20 protein-coding genes are annotated in these 22,220 nt (G+C 64.5%); 9 read left to right on the forward strand and 11 right to left on the reverse strand.

The features are described from left to right. The first annotated feature begins 159 nt into the window (after positions 1 to 159). From nirB to N7650_RS09600, 7 genes are all read left to right on the forward strand, one after another. Positions 160 to 2,718: a nitrite reductase large subunit NirB gene (gene nirB / locus N7650_RS09570; RefSeq protein WP_279897981.1), complete on the forward strand. Its 2,559-nt coding sequence runs from the start codon at positions 160 to 162 to the stop codon at positions 2,716 to 2,718. Further along, positions 2,718 to 3,077 (forward strand): nitrite reductase small subunit NirD, encoded by a 360-nt coding sequence (nirD, locus tag N7650_RS09575; protein WP_009407445.1) that lies wholly within the window; start codon positions 2,718 to 2,720, stop codon positions 3,075 to 3,077. Before nirB ends, nirD begins: the two co-directional genes overlap by 1 nt. A gap of 133 nt (positions 3,078 to 3,210) precedes the next feature. Next, the gene (gene pcaQ, locus N7650_RS09580; protein ID WP_279897983.1) at positions 3,211 to 4,143 is read left to right on the forward strand and encodes a pca operon transcription factor PcaQ; all 933 of its coding nucleotides are present in this window, start codon (positions 3,211 to 3,213) and stop codon (positions 4,141 to 4,143) included. A gap of 177 nt (positions 4,144 to 4,320) precedes the next feature. Next, positions 4,321 to 5,082 carry an FKBP-type peptidyl-prolyl cis-trans isomerase gene (locus N7650_RS09585; protein ID WP_009407449.1) on the forward strand — a complete coding sequence of 254 codons (762 nt, stop codon included), beginning with the start codon at positions 4,321 to 4,323 and terminating at the stop codon, positions 5,080 to 5,082. A gap of 275 nt (positions 5,083 to 5,357) precedes the next feature. Continuing rightward, a complete protein-coding gene (locus tag N7650_RS09590) occupies positions 5,358 to 5,798 on the forward strand; it encodes a DUF1232 domain-containing protein (RefSeq protein ID WP_064304986.1) in 441 nt (146 codons plus the stop codon). A 100-nt stretch (positions 5,799 to 5,898) separates the two neighbouring features. Then, positions 5,899 to 6,243 (forward strand): helix-turn-helix transcriptional regulator, encoded by a 345-nt coding sequence (locus tag N7650_RS09595; protein ID WP_037062307.1) that lies wholly within the window; start codon positions 5,899 to 5,901, stop codon positions 6,241 to 6,243. Next, the gene (locus N7650_RS09600) at positions 6,240 to 6,608 is read left to right on the forward strand and encodes a hypothetical protein (protein ID WP_009407455.1); all 369 of its coding nucleotides are present in this window, start codon (positions 6,240 to 6,242) and stop codon (positions 6,606 to 6,608) included. The genes N7650_RS09595 and N7650_RS09600 overlap by 4 nt, the downstream gene beginning before the upstream one ends. A 109-nt stretch (positions 6,609 to 6,717) precedes the next feature. Here the strand turns inward: N7650_RS09600 and N7650_RS09605 are convergent, their stop codons facing one another. Together N7650_RS09605 and N7650_RS09610 are read right to left on the reverse strand one after the other, a co-directional pair. Further along, the gene (locus N7650_RS09605; RefSeq protein ID WP_009407457.1) at positions 6,718 to 8,475 is read right to left on the reverse strand and encodes a bifunctional diguanylate cyclase/phosphodiesterase; all 1,758 of its coding nucleotides are present in this window, start codon (positions 8,473 to 8,475) and stop codon (positions 6,718 to 6,720) included. Positions 8,476 to 8,609: 134 nt separating this feature from the next. Continuing rightward, the gene (locus N7650_RS09610) at positions 8,610 to 10,745 is read right to left on the reverse strand and encodes a carboxy terminal-processing peptidase (protein ID WP_064304983.1); all 2,136 of its coding nucleotides are present in this window, start codon (positions 10,743 to 10,745) and stop codon (positions 8,610 to 8,612) included. Positions 10,746 to 10,850: 105 nt separating this feature from the next. On the opposite strand from N7650_RS09610, the gene N7650_RS09615 reads away from it, so the two are divergent. Beyond that, a complete protein-coding gene (locus N7650_RS09615; protein ID WP_279897985.1) occupies positions 10,851 to 11,813 on the forward strand; it encodes a zinc-binding dehydrogenase in 963 nt (320 codons plus the stop codon). An 85-nt stretch (positions 11,814 to 11,898) separates the two neighbouring features. On the opposite strand, the gene N7650_RS09620 is transcribed toward N7650_RS09615, so the two are convergent. From N7650_RS09620 to N7650_RS09645, 6 genes are all read right to left on the reverse strand, one after another. Continuing rightward, a complete protein-coding gene (locus N7650_RS09620; RefSeq protein ID WP_009407463.1) occupies positions 11,899 to 12,552 on the reverse strand; it encodes an HAD family hydrolase in 654 nt (217 codons plus the stop codon). 22 nt (positions 12,553 to 12,574) lie between these two features. After that, positions 12,575 to 13,564: an ABC transporter ATP-binding protein gene (locus N7650_RS09625; RefSeq protein WP_064304980.1), complete on the reverse strand. Its 990-nt coding sequence runs from the start codon at positions 13,562 to 13,564 to the stop codon at positions 12,575 to 12,577. A gap of 1 nt (position 13,565) precedes the next feature. Then, positions 13,566 to 14,363 carry an ABC transporter permease gene (locus N7650_RS09630; RefSeq protein ID WP_009407467.1) on the reverse strand — a complete coding sequence of 266 codons (798 nt, stop codon included), beginning with the start codon at positions 14,361 to 14,363 and terminating at the stop codon, positions 13,566 to 13,568. Next, positions 14,350 to 15,192, reverse strand: coding sequence for an ABC transporter permease subunit (locus N7650_RS09635; protein ID WP_279897987.1), 843 nt, complete (start codon positions 15,190 to 15,192; stop codon positions 14,350 to 14,352). Before N7650_RS09635 ends, N7650_RS09630 begins: the two co-directional genes overlap by 14 nt. Further along, positions 15,189 to 15,995 (reverse strand): alkaline phosphatase family protein, encoded by an 807-nt coding sequence (locus N7650_RS09640; RefSeq protein ID WP_279897988.1) that lies wholly within the window; start codon positions 15,993 to 15,995, stop codon positions 15,189 to 15,191. The genes N7650_RS09635 and N7650_RS09640 overlap by 4 nt, the downstream gene beginning before the upstream one ends. A gap of 135 nt (positions 15,996 to 16,130) precedes the next feature. Beyond that, positions 16,131 to 17,195: an ABC transporter substrate-binding protein gene (locus N7650_RS09645; RefSeq protein ID WP_009407473.1), complete on the reverse strand. Its 1,065-nt coding sequence runs from the start codon at positions 17,193 to 17,195 to the stop codon at positions 16,131 to 16,133. A gap of 345 nt (positions 17,196 to 17,540) precedes the next feature. Here N7650_RS09645 and N7650_RS09650 point away from each other — a divergent pair, with 345 nt between their 5' ends. Continuing rightward, on the forward strand, positions 17,541 to 18,254 hold the full coding sequence (locus tag N7650_RS09650; protein WP_064304978.1) for a UTRA domain-containing protein: 714 nt from the start codon (positions 17,541 to 17,543) through the stop codon (positions 18,252 to 18,254). Here N7650_RS09650 and N7650_RS09655 read toward each other — a convergent pair. From N7650_RS09655 to N7650_RS09665, 3 genes are all read right to left on the reverse strand, one after another. Then, complete coding sequence (locus N7650_RS09655) at positions 18,251 to 20,404, reverse strand: mechanosensitive ion channel family protein (protein WP_279897989.1); 2,154 nt, start codon at positions 20,402 to 20,404, stop codon at positions 18,251 to 18,253. The two genes, N7650_RS09650 and N7650_RS09655, sit on opposite strands and share 4 nt — an antisense overlap. A gap of 49 nt (positions 20,405 to 20,453) precedes the next feature. Beyond that, entirely contained in the window at positions 20,454 to 20,624 is a 171-nt protein-coding gene (locus N7650_RS09660; protein ID WP_009407479.1) for a hypothetical protein, read from the reverse strand. 130 nt (positions 20,625 to 20,754) lie between these two features. Continuing rightward, positions 20,755 to 22,044 (reverse strand): M18 family aminopeptidase, encoded by a 1,290-nt coding sequence (locus tag N7650_RS09665; protein ID WP_279897990.1) that lies wholly within the window; start codon positions 22,042 to 22,044, stop codon positions 20,755 to 20,757. Between the last annotated feature and the right edge of the window lie 176 nt (positions 22,045 to 22,220).

The following is a 22,220-nucleotide window of genomic DNA, read 5'->3' on the forward strand; positions in this document are numbered from 1 at the left end:
AACCAGGCCCTGCCAGCACTTGGCACAGTCCCTGCTTTTACCTTTCCACAACGTCCCGGGTGGTCAACGTCGATCACCGCACCGGACCACAACGATCAAGACCAGGCGCCTTTTTTTGTGTTTTTTCCGGGGCACGCCCCGCACCGTGAGGAACCGCGCATGAACGCTTTCGCGTCCATCCAACAACGAGAAAAGCTGGTTATCGTCGGCAACGGCATGGTTGGCCATCACTGCGTCGAGCAATTGATCGAACGCGGCGCCCTGGGGCGTTTCGAGGTGCGGGTATTCGGCGAGGAGCGCCAGCGCGCCTATGACCGCGTGCACCTGTCCGAATACTTCGGCGGCAGCGACGCCGAAGCCCTGGCCCTGGGCGATGCCGGCCTGTACGCCGAACACGGTGTGGCCCTGCATCTGCACGAGGCCGTGCTGGAAGTGGACCGCGAGCGCCGCGAAGTGGTGACCAGCGCCGGCCGTTATGCCTACGACCGTCTGATCCTCGCTACCGGGTCCTATCCCTTCGTCCCGCCGATCGAGGGTTCCGAAGGCGCGGCGCGCCTGGTCTATCGCACCCTCGACGACCTCGACAACATCCGTGCCGCCGCCGCCAGCGCCCGGCGCGGGGTGGTGGTCGGTGGTGGCCTGCTTGGCCTGGAAGCGGCCAACGCCCTCAAGTCCCTCGGCCTGGAAGCCCATGTGGTGGAATTCGCCCCGCGCCTGATGCCGGTGCAACTGGACGCTGAAGGCGGAGCGGCGCTGCGTGCGCGGATCGAGGCACTTGGGGTCGGTGTGCACCTGTCCCGCGCCACCCAGGCCATCGTTGCAGGCGAGGAGTACCGCTACCGGATGAACTTCGACGGCGGCGAGTTCCTCGAAACCGACCTGATCGTGTTCTCCGCCGGTATCCGCCCCCAGGACGCCCTGGCCCGCGCCTGCGGTCTGGACGTAGCCCCCCGTGGCGGCGTGGTGATCGATGGCGAGTGCCGCAGCAGCGATCCGCAGATCTACGCCATCGGCGAATGCGCGTCGTGGAATGGCAGCGTATTCGGCCTGGTCGCCCCGGGCTACAGCATGGCGCGCAACCTGGCGGCGGCCCTGGCCGGGCAACCGTCGGTTGCCTTCGCTGGCGCCGATATGTCGACCAAGCTCAAGCTGCTTGGCGTCGATGTCGGCTCCATCGGCGATGCCCACGGCGCCACCCCGGGCTCGCGCAGCTACCGCTTCATCGACGAAGGCGGCAGCAGCTATCGCCGGCTGGTGCTGGATGCCAGCGGCAAGCGGGTGATCGGCGCAGTGCTGGTGGGTGACAACAGCTACTACGACACCCTGCTGCAATACGCCCAGAACGGCATCGCCGTACCCGCCGATCCTTCGGCGCTGATCCTCCCGCAATCCTCCGGTGCCCCCGCCCTGGGCGCCGATGCCCTGCCGGACAGTGCGACCATCTGCTCCTGCCACAACGTCAGCAAGGGGGCGATCTGCGCCGCCATCGACAGCGGCTGCGGCGACCTCGCGGCGGTCAAGGGCTGCACCAAGGCGGCCAGCGGTTGCGGCGGCTGCGCGGCCTTGCTCAAGCAGGTCTTCGAGCATGAACTGACGGCGCGCGGCGTGGCCGTGGACAAGAGCCTTTGCGAACACTTCGCCTATACCCGCCAGGAGCTTTATGCACTGGTGCGGGTGGAAGGCATCCGCGATTTCGACGAACTGCTCGCCCGCCATGGCAAGGGCCACCTCGGCTGCGACATCTGCAAACCCACGGTCGGCTCGATCCTCGCTTCGTGCTGGAACCAGCCGATCATGGACCCGGCGCTGGTGCCGCTGCAGGACACCAACGACACCTTCATGGCCAACATGCAGAAGAACGGCACCTACTCGGTGGTGCCGCGCATACCTGGCGGCGAGATCACCCCGGACAAGCTGATTGTGATCGGCGAGGTGGCGAAGAAATACGATCTCTACACCAAGATCACCGGCGGCCAGCGTATCGACCTGTTCGGCGCACAACTGCACGAACTGCCGCTGATCTGGGAAGAACTGATCGCCGCCGGCTTCGAGACCGGGCATGCCTATGGCAAGTCGACGCGCACGGTGAAGTCCTGCGTGGGCAGCACCTGGTGCCGCTATGGCGTGCAGGACAGCGTGAAGATGGCCCTGCACCTGGAAGACCGCTACAAGGGCCTGCGTTCGCCGCACAAACTCAAGTTCGCCGTGTCCGGCTGCACCCGCGAATGCGCCGAGGCGCAGAGCAAGGACATCGGCGTGATCGCTACCGAAAAGGGCTGGAACCTGTATGTCTGCGGTAATGGCGGCATGCGCCCGCGTCATGCCGAACTGTTCGCCACCGACCTGGATGACGCCACGCTGGTGCGGCTGATCGATCGCTTGCTGATGTTCTACATCCGCACCGCCGACAAGCTGCAGCGCACGTCGGTCTGGCGCGAGAACCTGGAGGGCGGGCTGGACTACCTCAAGCAGGTGATCCTCGACGACAGCCTGGGCCTGGCGGCCGAACTGGAAGCGCAGATGCAGCACGTGGTCGATCGTTATGAGTGCGAATGGGCAAACGCCCTCAAGGACCCGGAAAAGCTCAAGCGTTTCCGTACCTTCGTCAACGACCAGCGGGCCGACCCGGACGTGCACTTCGTCCGCGAACGCGGGCAGCGCCGGCCGATTGCCGCTGCCGAGCTGCACCTGATTCCCGTCACCGAGGAGGTGCTCTGATGAGCCAGACGAATGCTGTTGTTAACTCGCCGGTCGAATGGACGCCGGTCTGTGCCGAAACCGACCTGGTTGCACGTTCCGGGGTAGTGGTCTGGCACCAGGGCGCGCAGGTCGCGCTGTTCTATGTGCCGGGAGCCGAGACCGAGCTGCATGCACTGGACAACCACGATCCGGTTTCCGGGGCCAATGTGATCGGACGGGGGCTGATCGGCAGCCTGAAGGGCGAGCTGGTGGTGGCTTCGCCGTTGTACAAGCAGCATTTCTGCTTGCGCGATGGGCGCTGCCTGGAGGATGAACAACAGGCTTTGCGGGTGTGGCCGGTACGGGTGAATGAGGGGCGGGTGGAAATCGCGGGCTGACATGTAACCGGGTTGCCTCACAGGTACAGCGGTGCTCTCGGGAACACTGGTGAACCTGTGGGAGCTGGCTTGCCAGCGATAGGGCCCTCAAACCCGGCACAAAAATGTCAGGACACAGATACACTCCCACCTCATGAACCTCGACACCCGCATCAAATTCCGCCACCTCCTGTGCTTTCTCGAAATCGCCCGCCAGGGCAGTTTCGCCAAGGCCGCAGATGCCGTGGCCATCACCCAGCCGGCGATTTCCAAGACCCTCAAGGAACTCGAAGACTTGCTCCAGACCCGCCTGTTCGAACGCGGCCGCCAGGGCGTCGAGCTGACCCCGGCCGGCGTGCGTTTCATGCGCTATGCAGGGCCTTGCGTGCAGGCCCTGCGCGAAGGCGTCAGCAGCCTGCGCGGCGAAGAGCACGCGCCGCCGCAGGTCAGGGTCGGCGTGTTGTCCACTGTCGAAAGCCTGCTCATGCCGGAGGTCATCCGCCGCCTGCACCAGCGCCATGCGGCCCTGGTAGTCAGCGTCGCCACCGGCCCCAGTGCCCATCTGCTGGCGCAGTTGCACGTGGGCGAACTGGACCTGGTGATCGGCCGCATGACCGACAGCCCGCAGATCCAGGGCCTGCTGTTCGAGCACCTGTACAGCGAGTCGATGTCGCTGGTGGTGCGGCCGGGCCATCCATTGCTGGCCAGCGACCCGCTGGAGCGCGCGCGCCTTGCCGACTACCCGCTGGTACTGCCGCTGGCCGGCACCACGATCCGCAAGCATGCCGACAGCCTGTTCGTGCAATGCGCCATCGAGCAGCCGCGCCAGCGTCTGGAAACCCTGTCCCCGGCCCTGAGCCGGCGTTATGTGCAGGGCAGCGATGCGGTCTGGGTCGCACCCCGGGATGCAGTGCGGGTCGATCTGGACCGCGGCGAGCTGCACGAGCTCGACCTGGGCGTCAGCGAACCCGGTGGTTCCGTGGGGATTTGCAGCAACGCGGCCTTGCCCGCCACGCTGCCGGCGCAATGGCTATGTGAAGTGTTGCGTGAAGTTGCAACACAATACCGGGACGGCGACTACCCGTGAGGCCGGCTGCGACGCGCCTGCTGGCCTGGTGCCGCGCGGTTGCATGAAGAACTGTTCATGGTCCTGAACTTCCGGGGCTTTTCTCGTTCCTATTGCCGGTAGCCATTGGTCGTGGCCGCCTGATATTCTCGCGGCTTTACCCCGATTGCCCCTTTGGCGCATGAACAAGGAAATAGCATGAAACAGCATCGGTTGGCGGCTGCGGTTGCCCTGGTTAGCCTGGTCCTGGCGGGTTGCGATTCGCAGACCAGCGTCGAGCTGAAAACCCCGGCACAGAAAGCCTCCTACGGTATCGGCCTGAACATGGGCAAGAGCCTGGCCCAGGAAGGCATGGACGACCTCGATTCCAAGGCCGTTGCCCAAGGCATCGAAGATGCCATCGGCAAGAAAGAGCAACGCCTGAAGGACGACGAGCTGATCGAAGCCTTCGCCGCGCTGCAGAAGCGTGCCGAAGAGCGCCTGGCCAAGCAGGGCGAAGAGTCCGCTGCCGCAGGCAAGAAATTCCTTGAGGAAAACGGCAAGAAGCCGGGTGTGGTCACCACCGCTTCCGGCCTGCAATACGAAGTCGTGAAGAAAGCCGACGGCGCCCAGCCCAAGCCTACCGACGTGGTCACCGTCCATTACGAAGGCAAGCTGATCGACGGCAAGGTCTTCGACAGCTCCGTCGAGCGCGGTGCGCCGATCGACCTGCCGGTCAGCGGCGTGATCCCGGGCTGGGTCGAAGGTCTGCAACTGATGCACGTGGGCGAGAAGGTCAAGCTGTTCATCCCGGCTGAACTGGCCTACGGCGCGCAGAGCCCTAGCCCGATGATCCCGGCCAACTCGGTGCTGGTCTTCGATCTGGAACTGCTGGGCATCAAGGACGCTTCCAAGCTGGAAGCCCCTGAAGCCGATGCCGCTCCTGAAGCGCCGGCTGCCGACGCTGCTCCAGCCAAGTAATCTGGCTGTCGCTGTTGTCCAACGCCCCGTAGCCTCACGGCTACGGGGCGTTGTCGTTTTTGCCGGAGGGCCGGAGTAGAGTGGTCGGGGCCGCTGTGACAGGGTTCACAAAAAGTTCCGCAAAACGATTGCGCAGTGACACAAGTGTGTAAAAAACGCCCGATCCGACCCCGGCCCTTGTCTGCCGGGAGCCCCGGACCGGAAACGAGGCTCTGTTCACAAGGTTATCCACAATTAATGTGGATAACCTTCCTGCCACCGCTGATGGAGGTCCCATGAAAGCACCGTGGAATTTCACCCGCTTCCTGCCCCTCGCCGAGCGTCTGCTCAGCCGCGGACGCCTGCCGGCGCTGTTGTTCGCCGTGGCGCGCAAAGGCCCGCGGCTGGGGCAACTGAAGGAGGATGTGCGCCTGCTGCAGGCCCTGTGCGTGGCCTGGTGGCGGGGTGAGTACCGGGCGATCAGTCCGAAGGCACTGGTGACCATCGTCGCCGGCCTGCTGTATTTCGTCAGCCCGCTGGACGCGATCCCGGACTGGTTGCTGGGCGTGGGCATGCTCGACGACATCGCCGTGCTCGGCTGGGTGCTGAAGACCGTGAGCGACGAACTGGACGCCTTCCGCGCCTGGCGCCAGCGCCAGTCGCCGGAAAAACTGCGGGTGGTCGAGCGCCTGCCGGACACGCCCGAAGCGCTGCGTCTGGAGCAAAACCACAGCTGATTACCGCAGCGTGCTGCAATTCCCCGGATGGCTGGTAATATTATTGGCATAACGATTATGCCTACAGATTACATGCGAGAAGTCCGACAAGGGGGTTGTAATGGCTATTCAGGTTATCAGCCGAGATGGTCAACCCGAGTACGCGGTTGTTCCCTGGGATCAATATCAGGCGTTACTCAAGGCGGCAGGGCAACCGGAGGCGGTGTCCGCCGAAGCACAAACCACCACTGAAGCAGCTTCTTCCCCGGCCAGCGTGCCCTCCCTGAGCAGGCTGGCCGTACTGCGTGAGGCCAAGGGCATTCCTGCCGAGCAACTGGCGCGCAAGGTCGGTATCAGCCCGGCCTACCTGGCGATGATCGAAAGCGGCGAGCGCGTGCCGGATTCGGCGATTCGCCGCAGCCTGGCCTGGGAGCTGGGATTATCCGGCTGGAGCGATCCGTCATGAGCGCCGTACGGATCAGCCGGCAACACTGGGAGGGCTTGCTCGGCGAGCTGGATGTGGCCCGCCGTCAACGCCATCTGCTGACCTACCGCGCGCTGCTGGAGCGTCTGCAACTGCCGAGCCCGGCGATGCAGACCCTCACTGCAGCGCTGGAATACCTGGCGGTGCTGGATGCCCGCGCCGAACAGCCGTTGCGCAGTTCGCTGGTGATCAGCCAGGGGGCGAGCCGCCTGCCACGCACCGGGTTCTTCGAATGCGTGGAGCGGCTGGGGCGGTTTTCCGGACCTTCGGACGGCATGGCGGCGGCGTCGTGGCATGCGTCGGAGGTGGTGCGGGTGTTCGAGTATTCCTATCCCGAAGAAGCTTGAGTCTTCGCGGGCCTCATCGCTGGCAAGCCAGCTCCCACAGGGTCAGCGCTGCACGCGGTCACTGTGGGAGCTGGCTTGTCGGACCGCCGCACCGCAGCGATGAGGCCTTTCAGGCCGCCGCAGTATCTATGAGATACACACTGGCCCCCTGAACCTCCTTGGCATGATGCTTGGCCTGCGACGCCAGGTCCGCCAGTTGGTCCGCATCCAGTTCGCCGCAGGTTTCCGCACGCAACTGCACCACCCCGATCGACAGCGACAGCAACGGAAACTCCTGGCGCTGCCCGAGCCGGTTGTGGGCAATGAAACATCCCGCCTCCAGGTGCTCGCTGCGGTAGAACCGCCGGCACTGCTGTTCGAAATCCGCCAGCAATACATCCAGGCGCTGCTGCCAATCCTGCGAACTCAAGACCAGCATGAAATCGTCGCCACCGATGTGCCCGACGAAGTCCCGGCTCGGGTCGACCCGTTCGTTCAGGCACTGCGCCAGGCATAGCAATACTTCGTCACCGCGGGCGTAGCCGTAGATATCGTTGAACGGTTTGAAACTGTCGATATCGACATAGCAGATCGCCGCCTGGCGCCGCTGTTGCAGCAACCGCGCCAGGCATTGCTGGATCGGCACGTTGCCCGGCAGCAGGGTCAGCGGGTTGGCGTAGCGGGCCTGCTGGATCTTCTGCTCGGTGATCAGTTTCAGCACGTCGATGACCCGCCCCAGGCCGACATAGCGTCCCTGGTCGGTGATGATGAAGTCTTCCTCGATACGCTGCCGCGCGCGGCTGGTGAGCAGGCGGCTGACACTTTGCAGCGACTGGCCCAGCTCTACCGCAAGGAAATCCTCGCTCATCAGCCGGCTGACCGGCTTGCGCGCGAAGAGTTCGGTGGCGAAGGGCTTGAGCAGGGCATCGGAGAGCGAATAGCGGTGGACGATGCCACAAGGTCGCTGCTGCTCGTCGAGCACCGCCAGCGAGTTGAGGTTGGCCTGTCGGCGGAACGCTTCCAGTACCAACGGCGTCGCGGTATCGCGGGTGACGGCCGGTTGGTCGATAAGGAGTGCGCCGAGATCGGAGGCTTCGTCGCCAAGCACCGGCAGGCTGTTCAGCATCGAACCGGGAAGCAGCAGCGTGACGTCCTTCGGCGGATGCTCCTGGGGCCGGCAGACCAGGTAACCCTGGACCAGGTCCACGCCCATCTCGGTCAGCACCGCCAGTTCCTCGGGCAGTTCGATGCCCTCGGCAACCACCTTGGCCCGCGATGCCTTGGCGATCTGCAGGATGGACCCGACGAACTCGCGCTTTACCGCATCCAGATGAATGCCGTCGATGAAATGGCGATCGATCTTCACGTAGTCCGGACGCAGTTCCGACCACAGGCGCAGGCTCGAATAGCCGGCGCCGAGGTCATCCAGGGCAATGGAGAATCCCATGTCGCGGTAGTGGTGCAGGGCGTTGTAAAGCAGTTGGAAATCGTCGGTCGGGGTCTGTTCGGTAAGTTCGATGACCACCCGGCTCGCCGGGATTCCAAGGTTCTGCAGCAACTTCAGGGTCAGCCCGGACTGGTACTGCGGTTCGAGCAGCGACTCGGGAGAGACGTTCAGAAACAGCTTGCCTTCCAGTTTCTGCTGGCTGAAACGCCGACAGGCACTTTCCCGGCAGGCGATCTCCAGCTCGGTCAGGCGCCCGGCATGACGGGCCACCGCGAACAGGTTGATCGGTGAATGCAAGGGGCTGTTGGACGGGCCGCGGCTCAGGGCTTCGTAACCCAGGATGCGCCGTTCGGAAAGGCAGACGATGGGCTGGAACAGGCTGTGCAAGCCGCCTTGAGTCAGGATGGAACTCAATGCGCTGAGCTGTTCGGTCATGGTCATCTCGTTGCTACCTTGAAAAAAAGGGACTGGGCGCCGATAGCGCTCAGTCCCTTATTTCACGACAGTTTGATGACTGTTTAATGACGCAATGCTACTCGATCATGGTATTTCGCCATTATCGATTCAGCCTTTCTTCAGTGTTTCGCCACCGAGGCGTTGAGGCTCAGGTAGTCCAGCAGGATACGCCCGGTTTCGCTGAGGTAGGCGTCGTCTTCCGGTTTGCTGTCGTCCGGCTCGGCGGGGATCGCATCCTCGTCTTCCTTCTTCAGCTCCTTGAGCGGTTCTTCGCCCTTGGCCTTGCGCCGGGTGTTTTCCAGGGCCAGTTGCTGGTTCTCGATAGCGGTGTGCTTGGCGCGGCGTTCTTCCTCGTTGAGGCTGACGGTCTTCTCGCTCATCAGCTTCTGGGTCAGGGCCAGGCGGTCACGGATGTAGACGAACTCGGCGTCCTTGGCGCTGCGGGCGTCATGGCGAGCCTTGAGCTGGGCCAGGTACGGCTTGAACGGATCGCTGGTCGGCTTGATCGCGGCGCGGATGGTGTCCCAGGGCATGGCCTCGGGCAGTGCGCTTTCGCCGATTTCCTTGGTGTCGATGATCGACGGGTAATCGATGTCGGGCAGTACGCCTTGATGCTGGGTGCTCTGGCCGGAAACCCGGTAGAACTTGGCCATGGTGACCTTGAGCTCGCCGTGATTGAGCGGTTCGAGGTTCTGCACGGTGCCCTTGCCGAAGGTCTGGCCACCGATGATCAGGGCCCGGTGGTAGTCCTGCATGGCGCCGGCAAAGATTTCCGACGCCGAGGCCGACAGGCGATTGACCAGCACCGCCAGCGGGCCACGGTAGTAGGCGCCGGTGGGGTTCTGGTCCTCGAGCACGGCCAGGCGGCCATCGGCGCTGCGGATCAGCACGGTCGGACCACTGTCGATGAACAGGCTGGTCAGCTCCTGGGCTTCCTGCAGCGAACCGCCGCCGTTGTTGCGCAGGTCGATCACCACACCGTCGACGTTGTCTTTCTTCAGCTCGCCGAGCAGTTTCTTCACGTCCCGCGTGGTGCTCTTGTACTCGGCGTCGCCGGCACGCATGGCCTTGAAGTCCTGGTAGAAGGCCGGCAGTTCGATGATGCCGATCTTGTAGGTGTGGCCGTCCTGCTTGAGCTCCAGCACGGATTTCTTCGCCGCCTGCTCTTCGAGCTTCACCGCTTCGCGGGTGATGGTGACGATCTTGCTGGTCTGGTCGTTCGGCGCGTTGCTCGCCGGAATCACCTCGAGCCGCACCACCGAACCTTTCGGGCCACGGATCTTCTTGACCACTTCATCCAGGCGCCAGCCGATCACGTCGACCATCTCGCCGTCGCCCTGGGCAACCCCGACGATCTTGTCGGCAGGCGCGACCTGCTTGGTCTTGGCGGCCGGGCCGGCGGGTACCAGGCGGACAATCTTGACCTGGTCGTTATCGCTCTGCAGGACGGCGCCGATGCCTTCCAGCGACAGGCTCATGTTGATGTCGAAGTTTTCCGCGTTATCCGGCGACAGGTAGTTGGTGTGCGGGTCGTAGGACTGGGCGAAGGTATTGATGTAGGCCTGGAAGATATCTTCCGAGCGGGTCTGCCCCAGGCGCGCCAGCTGATTCTTGTAGCGCTTGACCAGCAGTTCCTGGATGGCCTTGGGTTCCTTGCCGGCGATCTTCAGGCGCAGGACCTCGTCCTTCAGGCGTTTGCGCCAGAGGTCGTCCAGTTCGGCACCGGTCTTGATCCAGGGGGCGTCCTTGCGGTCCACCAGCAGGGTTTCGTGGGTGGTGAAGTCGATCTTGTCGACGCCCTTGTCCAGCTCGGCCAGGGTGAAGTCCAGACGCGACTTCACCCGGTCCAGGTAGCGCTTGTAGATATCGAAGCCGGGTTCGAGGTTGCCGCTCTTGAGGAAATCGTCGAACTGGGTCTTCCACTTGTCGAATTCGGCGATATCGCTGGCGAGGAAGTAGCTGCGTGCCGGATCCAGCAGCTTGAGGTAGCTGTCGTAGATGATCACCGAGCGGGCGTCGTCCAGCGGCGGCTTGCTGTAGTGACGACGCTTGAGCAGCTCGACGATGTTGACGCTCGCCATCGCCTGGTCGCGGTCGGGCTGAAGCGAGTCCCAGCTGTTGGCCGCCGGGGCGGTGGCAGCAGCCAGGGCATGATCTGCCAGCGGCAGGTTGCCAAGGCCGATCAGCAAGGCGAGGGCGGTGCTGGAGAAGAAGTGCTTCATGCCGATTCGACGCAGGGGCAATTGATAACGCATAGTGGGCCGTCTTTGATTCGCCGGCTCCAAAGAGCCGGGCGCAGAATGCAAAAAGCCTGGAGCTAGCAGCTCCAGGCCCCGTCTGACATCAACTATGGAGGCACTGTGAAGGCATTGCAAGGCGTTGAAGGCCATGTGGAGTGGGTTGAGGCGACAAGTCCAACCTGCGATGTAGGTCAAGTGCGAATCCGGGTTGCCGCCGCGGGCCTCAACCGTGCCGACCTGTTGCAGCGTGCCGGGCTTTATCCGCCGCCGCCCGGGGCCAGCGAGTACCTTGGCCTGGAGTGCTCCGGGGTGATTACCGAGGTGGGGGCCGGGGCGTCCTGGCAAGTGGGTGACCGGGTCTGTGCGCTGCTGGCCGGTGGCGGGATGGCCGAGGAAGTGGTGGTCGATGCGCGCCATGTGCTGCCGGTGCCGGAAGGCCTGGGCCTGCACGAGGCTGCCGCGATTCCCGAAGTGTATGCCACGGCCTGGCTCAACCTGTTCCAGCTCGGTGGCCTGCGCCCGGGCGAGAAGGTGCTGTTGCATGCCGGTGCCAGCGGTGTGGGCTCGGCGGCGATCCAGTTGTGCAAGGCGTTCGGCAGCCCGTGCTGGGTCAGTGTCGGCTCCGCCGATCGCCTGGCCTATTGCGAAAGCCTGGGCGCCATCGGCGGTGTGGTGCGCGGTGTCGATCTCGAGGCACTGAACGACTTCGCGCCCTTCGATGTGTTGCTCGATCCGGTGGGCGCCAGCTACACCGAGCTGAACCTGAAGGTGCTGGGCCGCGACGGGCGCTGGGTGATCATCGGCCTGATGGGTGGACGCGAGGCGAATCTGGACCTGGCCCAGGTACTGGGCAAGCGTATCCAACTGACCGGCTCGACCTTGCGCAACCGCAATGACCAGTTCAAGGCCGACCTGCTCAGCGATCTGCACCAGCAGGTGTGGCCGCTGTTCACCGAAGGGCGCCTGAAGCCGCAGTTGGTGGGCAGTTATCCGGTGGCGGATGCCCAGGCGGCGTTCGAGGAACTGGCGGGGAACCAGGTTTCCGGGAAGCTGGTGCTGGTGGTTGATCCGAGCCTTGTATGATTTTGGGGGCCTCATCGCTGGCAAGCCAGCTCCCACAAGGTGTGGGAGCTGGCTTGCCAGCGATGAGGCCCTCAAGAACTAAGCATCAGCTCCAGGCCAGAATCGGCCAGCCATTCTTCTCGGCATGCTCGCGCAGCACCGGATCCGGATTCACCACATGCGGGTGGTCCACCTTCAGCAGCAGCGGCAGATCATTGCGCGAGTCCGAATAGAAACTCGCCCCCTCCAGGTTCTCCTCTTCCTGATCCAGCCACTCCAGCAGGCGGGTGATCTTGCCTTCCCGGTAGGTCAGCACACCCTGGGTACGCCCGCTGTACACGCCATTGACTACCTCGAGGTCGATGGCCAGGAACTCATCGATCCCCAGCCGCGCTGCGATCGGACCCACCAGGTGGGTGCCCGAGGCCGAGATCACCAGGATCCGGTCGCCCAGGCGCCGGTGCTCGGCGATCGCCCGGCAGGCATCGCTGAAAATGATCGGCTCGATGACGTCCTCGACCCAGGGTTCGACCAGATGCTCGACTTCCTCCGGCGTGCGCCCGGCCACCGGCTCCAGGCTGAAGGCCATGTAGTCCTCCATCGCCAGGTGACCCTTGCCGTAGGCCTCCATCAACTCATGGTCGCGACGCAGGAACGACGGGCCATCGACCCAGCCCAGGCGGGCCATCTGCTCGCTCCACAGCGAAGCGCAGTCGCCGTGGATCAGGGTTTCGTCCAGATCGAAGATCGCTAAAGCCATAACGCAAAACTCCCGTGCATCCCTACGCGACTTCGCGCAGGGCAGTTGGATCGATCGACAAGGATACCCGTTGCCCGTCCGGATAGAGATCCGCGGACGAGCGATTGAGCACGTCCACCGACAGCTCGACGCCGCGGGCCTCGACCCGGTAGCGGATGATATTGCCGAGCAGGCTGTGGCTGCGCACCTGGCCGTCGAGGGCACCGTCCAGGCTCAGGGCGATGGCTTCCGGGCGGATCGCCAGGCGGCAGCTCACCGGGCGCTCCAGCAGGCGGCTGGCGCTTTCGGCATCGAGCAGGTTGTAGTTGCCGATGAACCCGGCGGCGAAGGCGTCCACCGGCGCGGTGTAGAGGGTTTCGGCGTCGCCGCTCTGGACGATCCGGCCCTGGTTCATCAGGAAGATGCGGTCCGACAGGGTCAGCGCCTCCTCCTGGTCGTGGGTGACGAACACCGTGGTCAGCCCCAGCTCGCGCTGGATGCTGCGGATCTGCTCGCGCAGGTGCTTGCGAATGCGTGCGTCGAGGGCCGACAGCGGTTCGTCGAGCAGCAGCAGGCGCGGGCGGGTCACCAGCGAGCGGGCCAGGGCCACGCGCTGGCATTGGCCGCCGGACAGCTGGTGAGGATAGCGCGCGGCGAAGTCCTGCAACTCGACCATGCGCAGGGCTTCCTCCACCCGCGACCGACTGTCCTGGCTGGCGACCTTCTGCATGCGCAGGCCGAAGGCGACGTTCTGCGCCACGGTCATGTTGGGAAACAGCGCATAGCTCTGGAACACCATGCCGATCCCGCGTTTTTGCGGGCTCAGTGGAACCAGGTCGGTGCCGTCGAGGAGGATCCTGCCGCTGTCCACCGGGGTCAGGCCGGCGATGCAGCGCAGCAGGGTCGACTTGCCGCAGCCGGACGGGCCGAGCAGGGTGATGAATTCGCCGCGAGCGATGTCGAAATTGATGTCCTTGAACACCGGGCTGCCGGCGTAGGTCTTTTCCAGGTTCTGGATGCTGACGAAGCTCATTTCAGGTTTTGTCCTTGTTCAGGCGGTTGGCTGCCCAGGTCAGCACCAGCACGAAGAGGAAATAGGAAATCACCAGGGCACTGTTGAAGTGGCCGCTGCTGTTGCGCATGTTGTTCAGGTACACCTGCAGGGTTTCGTAGCGGGTACCCACCAGCAGGTTGGCGAACACGAACTCGCCGAAGAGGAAGGAGAACGACAGCAGCAGGGCGACCATCAGGCCCTTGCGCAGGTTCGGCAGCACCACCAGGAACGCCGCCTGCCAGGTGCTGGCGCCGAGCAGTTGGGCGGCATCCATCAGGTCGCGCAGGTTGATGGCCTGGAGGTTGTTGGTGATGGCCCGGTACATGAACGGCAGGGCCACGGTGAAGTAGCAGCCGATCAGGATCCAGGGCGTGCCGACCATGGCCATCGGCCCGGAGCCATAGAGCTGCAGCAGGCCCACCGAGGACACCACCGGCGGCACCGCGAACGGCAGCAGGATGAGGATGTTCATCAGTCCGTCGAGCCTGGGGAAGTGGTAATGCACGACGAACAGCAGCGGCAGGATCAGCAGCACCGACAGGACCAGGGCGCCGACGCAGACCAGCAGCGACTGGGCGAAAGCGGTGAGGAAGCGCGGATCGCTCCACAGCGCCAGGTACCATTTGAAGGTCAGGCCGCTGGGCAGAAGGCTCGCCGACCAACTGGTGGAAATGGAGTAGAGCAGGGTGCCGGCCAGGGGCAGCAGCAGGACAAGGAACAGGGCCCAGACCACCAGCCGGTGGTAGACGGCACTGCGTGCGGGTTCAGCGCGCGACATGGTAGCTCCTCTTCAGCAGCCATTGATGGACCAGGGTCACCAGGGTCATGAGGCCCACCAGGATGATCGCCAGTGCGCTGGCCAGGTTCGGGTCGAGGGAAATATCGCCGGCCACCAGCGCGGCGATGCGGATCGGCAGGACGTTGAAATTGCCGGTGGTCAGCGCGTACACCGTGGCGTAGGCACCGAGGGCGTTGGCCAGGAGGATGACGAAGGTACCCAGCAGGGCCGGCGTCAGCACCGGCAGGCCGATATGCCGCCAGTACTGCCAGGGGCTCGCACCGAGCAGGGCGGCGGACTCGCGCCAGTCTTCGCGCAGGGCGTCGAAGGCCGGGTAGAGCAGCAGTACGCCGAGAGGAATCTGGAAATAGGTATAGAGGATGATCAGCCCGGTCTTGGAATACAGGTTGAAATCCTCGATCAGCCCGGCCTGTTTCAGGGCCAGGGTCATGGCGCCGTTGAAGCCCAGCAGGATGATGAAGGCGAAGGCCAGCGGCACCCCCGAGAAGTTGCTGGTCATGTTGGCGAAGGCGTTGACGAAGTCGCGCAGGCGCGAGTCGACCCGTTGCAACGAATAGCTGCCCAGCACCGCCACCAGGATGCCGAACAGGCTCGACCAGAAGCTGATCTCCAGGCTGTGCTGGATGGCCTGGCGATAGAACTTCGAGCCCAGGATCTTGCTGAAGTTGTCCAGGCCCCAGCCGCTTTCGGCTTGCAGGCTGTGGATCGCCACCCAGGCCAGCGGGGCGATCTGGAAGATGATGAAAAACAGGGCGAAGGGCAGCAGGCACAGCAACGCCAGCCATTTGCCGCGGGAAAACGGATTCACGAGAGCAGCTCCCGGCAAAGCGGTTTGTCGTGGGCCACGCCCAGCAGCTGGCAGACGGTGCCGCACAGTTCGGTCTGCAGGGGCTTGGCCGTGGGGTCGAGGCTGAAACCGTCGCCGAACACGAACAGCGGCACTTCCCGTTCTTCCGGGAGCAGGCCGTTGTGCGAGCGGTCGTTGTTCATGCCGTGGTCGGCGGTCACCAGCACCTGGTAACCCTCGGCGAGCCAGGTGACCAGGTAGTCGGCCAGCAGGATATCGGCCGAGCGCGCGCTGTTGCGGTACTGGCTGCTGTCCAGGCCATGGCGGTGGCCGGCGTCGTCGATGTTCATCGGGTGGATCAGGAGGAAACCGGGGTCGTGCTTGCGCCGCAGGTATTCGGCATCGGCGAACAGGTGCGAGTCCGGGTAATGGTCGGCGTAGTAGAACAGACCGTGCTGGATCGGCAGCTTCGGCGCGTGGGTATGGCGGTCGCGGACCGGGTCGAAGGGCGTGCGGTTGTACAGCTCGCTGACCCAGTGATAGGCCGCGGCGGCAGTGGGCACGCCGGCTTCACGAGCGTAGTGGAAGATGCTGCGCTGGGTCGACAGGCGCGACACCTGGTTGTGCACGATGCCGCTGTCGATCGGCGCAACGCCGGTGAGGATGCATTCGTACAGCGGCCGGGACAGGGCTGGCAGCTCGCACTCCAGGCGATAGAGGGCGGCGCGGTCGGCTTCGACCCAGGCGTGCAGGTGGCCCATGGCATGGTGCGCGACCTGGTGGTTGAGGCCGTCGAGCAGGACCAGGATGACTTTGTGCTTCATGTGAGGCTCCGGGGACCGTGTGTGCAGCATCGCTGGCAAGTCGGGGCGCCGAACCGCAGCTCCCACAGGTTCGGCGGTGCACGCGATCCCTGTGGGAGCTGCGGTTCGGCGCCCCGACTTGCCAGCGATAGGGCCTCACTCCATCTCGATGATGACCTGCTCCTGCCACTTCTGCGGCAGTGCCTTGGAGGTCGCTTCCCACGCGGCCGCATCCTTGATCGGCTGGGCGGCGCGGTATTGCTCGTTCGGCAGCAGCTTGGCCTGGACGTCAGCCGGCAACTTCAGGTGCTCGGCACGGATCGGGCGCGCATGGCCGATCGCCAGGTTGGTCTGCCCGGCATCGCTGAAGATGTATTCGCGGGTCAGCTTGGCGGCGTTCGGGTGCTTGGCGTACTTGTTGATGATGGTGGTGTAGCCGGAGATCACCGAGCCATCGGCCGGAATCAGCACTTCGAAGCGCTTGGGATCGATCTGCTCGCGGTAGCTCAGGCCATTGAAGTCCCATACCACGCCCACTTCCACTTCACCCTTTTCCAGGGTCTGGATGGTCGGGTTGGCCAGCGACAGGCGCTTCTGCTGGGCCAGCTTGGTGAACAGTTGCAGGCCCGGCTCGATGTTCTTCTCGTCGCCCTTGTAGGCGATGGCGGCGGCCAGTACGCCATTGGCAGCCTGTGCGGCAGTGCCGACGTCGCCGATGGCGACCTTGTACTTGCCTTTTTCCAGGTCATGCCAGGTTTTCGGCATGTCCTCTTCCTTCACCAGTTGCTTGTTGATGATGAAGGCGATGGTGCCGGTATAGGCCAGTGCCCAGTGCCCGTCCTGGTCCTTCGCCCAGGCCGGGACCTGGTCCCAGGTGCTCGGCTTGTACGGCTGGGTCACGCCCTTGGCCACGGCGATCGGGCCGAAGGCGGCGCCGACGTCGCCGATGTCGGCGCTGGCGTTGTCCTTCTCGGCGTCGAACTTGGCCACTTCCTGGGCCGAGCTCATGTCGGTGTCCATGTGCTTGAGGCCGTATTTCTTCGCCAGGTCTTCCCAGGTTCCTTTCCAGTTCGCCCAGGCATCGGGCATGCCCACGCTATTGACGGTGCCTTCCTTGCGGGCGGCGTCCTCCAGGGCCTTGAGGTCGGTGTCGGCGGCCACGGCCGCATGCGACAGGGCAATGCTCGCGCCTAACAGAGAGGCCAGGAAAAGCTGTTTCATCCGAAGCTCCTTAATGGGTGCCTTGCACGACATGAGAGGTTGGGGCGTTGTTGCGTTTCGGTTGGTCTAGGTCAGCAATACCTGAGCCAAGGTAGGCATGTTGCGTGACAGTTTGATGTCGCACAGCCTTGCCGGGCGTTGCCGACCGACTCTGGAAATACAGCGTAGACCACGGTTGAGCGCACGATGGCCGTGGCCTCCAGCCCGTGCCGGAATGACCGTTGGGCGCACTTGTCATCTCAGGTTCATCTGCTTTGCCTAAGCTCAAGAGGTTTTTCCGGCCAGGCCAGATGCACCCTTGCAGGGCATCGGGTGCGGCTGGACTAGTCCAGAAGGAAGCCCTTGATGCATGCACCGCCGCCCCGTGCCGTTACAGCCATTTGCCATGCCCTGCAGGAGCAGATCGAACACGGCCTGCTCCCGCCCGGAGGCAAGCTGCCGGCTGAACGCAAGCTCAGTGAAGTATTCGATACCACCCGGATTACCCTGCGCGAAGCGCTGGTCCAGCTGGAGGCCCAGGGCCTGATCTACCGCGAGGAGCGGCGAGGCTGGTTCGTTGCCCCGCAACGGCTGACCTACGACCTGATCGAGCGCAGTCACTTCCATGCCATGGTGCGCGAGCAAGGGCGCATCCCGGCTACCGAACTGCTCTCGGCGCGCCTGCAACCGGCGGCCGCGGCGATCTGCGCGCGCCTGAAGCTGCCGCCACTGTCCAGCGTGATCCAGATCTGCCGCCTGCGCCGCATCGACGGGCGTGCAGTACTCTATGCCGAGCATTACCTGAACCCGGACTACTTTCCCGGCATCCTCGAACATGACCTGGGCCAGTCGCTGACGGAGATCTATGACCGTCACTATGGCATCCGCTACGGGCGGGTGTGCTTCGAGATCCTGCCAACCGCCCTGCCGACCGCGGCGGCCTCGGCATTGAAGGTGTCACCGGGCAGTGCCGGCCTGCATATCACCCGGGTCAACAGCGACCAGTCGGGGCGACTGATCGACTGCGACCTCGAGTATTGGCGGCACGATGCGATCCGCATCCGCGCCGATGCGGGCTAGGCCTTTTCGCTATTCTCGGCAGCGGCGCCGCCGGCGGTGGTCAGCACCTGTACCGACAGGCGCGGGGTGGCAAGGTCCAGCCCGGCCTCGTCGAGCTGGCGCTTGAGCGCCAGGTTGAAGGCCCTCGATACCTCCCATTGCTTGATCGGCGCGGTCTTGAAGCGCGCCCGCAGCACCGCCGAGCCGGATTCGAAACTCTCCACGCCCTGCAACTCCAGTGGCGACCAGATGTTGCGGCGCTGCAACGGGTCGCTGCGCATCTTCTGGCCGACGTCGCGAATCAGGGCGATGGCCTGGTCGATGCCCATGTTGTAGGGAATGGCGATGCGGAAGATCGCGTAGCCGAACTCCCGGGAGTAGTTCTTGATGCTCTTGATCTCGCTGAACGGGATGGTGTGGACGATGCCGTCGATATCGCGCAGGCGCACGGTGCGGATGGTCAGGCCCTCGACGGTGCCGAGATGGCCGCCGACATCGACGTAGTCGTCGATCGCCAGGGAGTCCTCGATGATGATGAACAGGCCGGTGATCAGGTCGGCCACCAGCGATTGCGCGCCGAAACCGATGGCCAGGCCGATGACACCGGCACCCGCCAGCAGCGGGGTGACGTTCATGCCCATGTTCGCCAGGGCGATGATCAAGGCGATGATGGCGATGGTCACGAACAGTACGTTGCGGATCAGCGGCATCATGGTCTGCGCCCGGGCGTTGGCCAGGCCCTTGCGCGAGCGGGTCAGGGCGTGGTGCACGGCGGTATCGGCGAGGATCCACACCAGCCAGGCGGCGATCAGGGTGCCGGCCAGGCCGCCCATGCGGATTGCCACTTCATGGCCTTCGCCTTCGGCGAAGCTGATCAGCGACAGGCCCCAGACCCTCAGGCCCAGTTCGATGAATACCAGCCAGACGCCCAGGTGCACCAGGGTGTAGGCGAAGCTGCGCAGGCGCTCGGCGTACACCGCCTGGCGCCGGTTGTTGCGCTGCTGCCGGAGTGCGTGGCGACGGACCAGGCCGTTGATCACCATGCACAGGATCACCAGCACCGTGCACATCAACGACTGGCGCAGGGCTGTGCTGGTATCACCTGCGGAAACGAAGGTGGCGAACAGCGAGATGCCCACCAGCACCAAGGCCGGCAGGTACCAGAAACTGCCAAGGACTTCGATCGTGTCGCTCAGGGCACGGCGCTTGAGCCGATGGGCCAGCGGCTGGTTGCGGATCAGGTGGGCGATGGGGCGGCGGAAACGCAGGATGAACAGCGCCGTGGACAGGGCCGCGAGGATATTGGCCAGGGTCGCCAGGGCATGGGCCAGGTGGGTGCCGAGGGCCAGGTACAGGCGCGGGTCGTTCATCGCCTCGCCGAAGGCGGCGAAGCTGCCGATCAGCCAGAGCGGGCGGAAGGCCCGGTGCCGCAGGATATGCAGGGCACGGTGGCGGTGCGGGCCGTCGAGCAGGGAGAAGGCGATCACGCAGATGGACGAGAACAGGGTACCCACCACCAGGGCGTAGGCGATGACCATGGCCATCGATTTGCCCAGCGAGGAGGGCAGGGCGAAGCTCAGGTACACGGTGATGATCAGCGCCACCAGCCAGGGCCCCAGCTTGCGCAGGGCGAAGCGCACCAGGTCCCAGGTGCGGGGATGCTGGGGCAGTTCCTCGGTCAGGCCGAAGCGCACGCGCAAGCGGTGGCTGGCCCAGTTCAGGGCGTAGGCCAGCAGGCTCCACAGGGCGAGGATGGCGATGAAGCCGAACAGCAGCCCCGGCAATTGCTGCACCGGCACTTTCAGCGCCGCGAGTTCGACCCCCGCCAGTTCCATTTCGTCGGCCCAGCGCTTGAACGGACTGGCGTCGCCGCTGAACTGCTTTTCCAGTTCGGCGAAGGTGCCGCCGATCAGGCCCAGCACGCCCTGCTCAGGGTCCGGCTGGGCCTGGCGGGTGCTGTCGCGGAGCTTCTTCAGGTCGTTGAGCAGGCGCGTGCGTTGCTGGTCGTTTTCCAGCGTGGTGATGACTTCGTCGAGGGATTTGCCCAGGGGTTCGCTGGCCTGGGGCTGGGCCGGCGTGCTGCCGCCGAGCAGGCTCGGCAGGCCGGCGGCCTGGGCCTGGGCAGCGAAGATCAGCAGTAGCAGGGTGAAACAGCGCAAAAGGGCGGACACTGGACGATCAACCTCGAACACAGGTAATCGGCGCAGTGTAGAGCATCCGTCAGTCGAGTTTCTCGAGGATCTTCCAGACCATGATGCCAAGTATGGAAAGCATGCCGAGCCACATCATCAGCACACCGGAATTGTTTTCCCGCTTGTTGAAGCCGATGGTCAACAGAATCAGGCCCGCGAGGACCGGCAGGAACATCGACTGGAACGTGGACAGACTCAAGATCCTTCTCCTTGCTGCGAAAAGTCTGGCTTGAGCATAGGCGCTAAATGACAGCGCGAGGTTGACTGGTGTCACAAAGCGCCGGCTCCGCCAGTGGGGACGTGGCGGGGCAGAGCGCCCCGCCGCGGTTTCATGGCAGCTCGCGGCTGCGATAGAACGCGGTCAGTACCTTGACCAGATGGGCCAGGTCCTGGCTGCCGCACAGCTCGCGGATCGAGTGCATGGCGAAGGTCGGCAGGCCGATATCGACGGTGCGCACGCCCAGGTGGCTGGCGGTGATCGGGCCGATGGTCGAGCCGCAACCCATGTCGCTGCGCACCACGAAGCTCTGCACCGGGACTTCCTCGGCCATGCACAGGTGGCGGAAGAACCCGGCGGTTTCGCTGTTGGTGGCGTAGCGCTGGTTGTTGTTGACCTTGATCACCGGGCCGGCGTTGAGCTTGGGGCCGTGGTTGCCGTCGTGCTTCTCGGCGTAGTTGGGGTGCACGCCGTGGGCGTTGTCCGCCGAGACCAGCAGCGAGCGCTGGATGGTGCGGACGAACTCGTCGCCGTCCGGCAGCAGGCGGCGCAGGGTCTGTTCCAGCATCGGGCCGTCGGCACCGCAGGCCGAGCAGGAGCCGACTTCCTCGTGGTCGTTGCACACCAGCACGCAGGTTTCGTCGCTGTCGGCGTCGAGCAGGGCACGCAGGCCGGCGTAGCAGGACAGCAGGTTGTCGAGGCGCGCGCCGGCGATGAACTCGCCGTGCAGGCCGACCAGGGCTGCGTCCTGGGTGTCGTAGAAGCTCAGTTCGTAATCCAGCACCACATCGGCGTTGAGGCCGTGTTCGCGGGCCAGTTGCTCGGTCAGCAGGGCGCGGAAATCGACGCGCTCGTCACCGGCCACCTGGGCCAGGATCGGCGGCAGCTCGATCTGCGGGTTGATCGCCCAGCCTTCGTTGGCGGTACGGTTGAGGTGGATCGCCAGGTTGGGGATCACCGCGATGGGCAGCTTGAAGTCCACCAGCGCGCTTTCTACCTTGCCGTCGCGGCGGAAGGTGACGCGGCCGGCCAGTGACAGGTCGCGGTCGAACCAGGGCGCGAGCAGCGCGCCGCCGTAGACTTCCACCCCCAGTTGCCAGAAACCGTGGCGCTGCAGCTCGGGTTGCGGCTTGACCCGCAGGCACGGGCTGTCGGTGTGGGCGCCGACTAGGCGGATGCCGTCCAGCAGCGGCGAATGGCGGCCGAGCTTGATGGCGATGATCGAGGAGTCGTTGCGGGTCAGGTAATAGCGACCGCCAGGCACCGTGGCCCAGCTGTCGCGTTCGTCCAGGCGCTGGTAGCCGGCCGCTTCGAGGCGCTGGGCCAGGCTGGCGGTGGCATGGAAGGGCGTGGGAGAGGCTTTGAGGAAATCAATCAGGCCTTGGTTCAGGGCGTCGCGCATAAGTCACTCCAGACAGCAGTGGGCGCGAGTTTAGCGCAGATGGTCTGGGAGCGACATGGCCGGCTCCGAGGGTGATGCTGATGGCCTAATCGCTGGCAAGCCAGCTCCCACAGGCCCGCGTCGTACATACCTTTTGTGGCTGACTCAAACCCCTGTGGGAGCTGGCTTGCCAGCGA

The organism is Pseudomonas sp. GD04058, assembly GCF_029836855.1.
GTDB lineage: Bacteria > Pseudomonadota > Gammaproteobacteria > Pseudomonadales > Pseudomonadaceae > Aquipseudomonas > Aquipseudomonas bharatica.

Coding starts and splice junctions, on each gene's coding strand:
- N7650_RS09590 (WP_064304986.1), top strand. CDS start 5,358: ATGAAAGCACCGTGGAATTTCACCCGCTTCCTGCCCCTCGCCGAGCGT.
- N7650_RS09645 (WP_009407473.1), bottom strand. CDS start 17,195: ATGAAACAGCTTTTCCTGGCCTCTCTGTTAGGCGCGAGCATTGCCCTG.
- pcaQ (WP_279897983.1), top strand. CDS start 3,211: ATGAACCTCGACACCCGCATCAAATTCCGCCACCTCCTGTGCTTTCTC.
- N7650_RS09620 (WP_009407463.1), bottom strand. CDS start 12,552: ATGGCTTTAGCGATCTTCGATCTGGACGAAACCCTGATCCACGGCGAC.
- nirD (WP_009407445.1), top strand. CDS start 2,718: ATGAGCCAGACGAATGCTGTTGTTAACTCGCCGGTCGAATGGACGCCG.
- N7650_RS09610 (WP_064304983.1), bottom strand. CDS start 10,745: ATGCGTTATCAATTGCCCCTGCGTCGAATCGGCATGAAGCACTTCTTC.
- N7650_RS09665 (WP_279897990.1), bottom strand. CDS start 22,044: ATGCGCGACGCCCTGAACCAAGGCCTGATTGATTTCCTCAAAGCCTCT.
- N7650_RS09585 (WP_009407449.1), top strand. CDS start 4,321: ATGAAACAGCATCGGTTGGCGGCTGCGGTTGCCCTGGTTAGCCTGGTC.
- N7650_RS09600 (WP_009407455.1), top strand. CDS start 6,240: ATGAGCGCCGTACGGATCAGCCGGCAACACTGGGAGGGCTTGCTCGGC.
- N7650_RS09595 (WP_037062307.1), top strand. CDS start 5,899: ATGGCTATTCAGGTTATCAGCCGAGATGGTCAACCCGAGTACGCGGTT.
- N7650_RS09605 (WP_009407457.1), bottom strand. CDS start 8,475: ATGACCATGACCGAACAGCTCAGCGCATTGAGTTCCATCCTGACTCAA.
- nirB (WP_279897981.1), top strand. CDS start 160: ATGAACGCTTTCGCGTCCATCCAACAACGAGAAAAGCTGGTTATCGTC.
- N7650_RS09650 (WP_064304978.1), top strand. CDS start 17,541: ATGCATGCACCGCCGCCCCGTGCCGTTACAGCCATTTGCCATGCCCTG.
- N7650_RS09630 (WP_009407467.1), bottom strand. CDS start 14,363: ATGTCGCGCGCTGAACCCGCACGCAGTGCCGTCTACCACCGGCTGGTG.
- N7650_RS09625 (WP_064304980.1), bottom strand. CDS start 13,564: ATGAGCTTCGTCAGCATCCAGAACCTGGAAAAGACCTACGCCGGCAGC.
- N7650_RS09640 (WP_279897988.1), bottom strand. CDS start 15,995: ATGAAGCACAAAGTCATCCTGGTCCTGCTCGACGGCCTCAACCACCAG.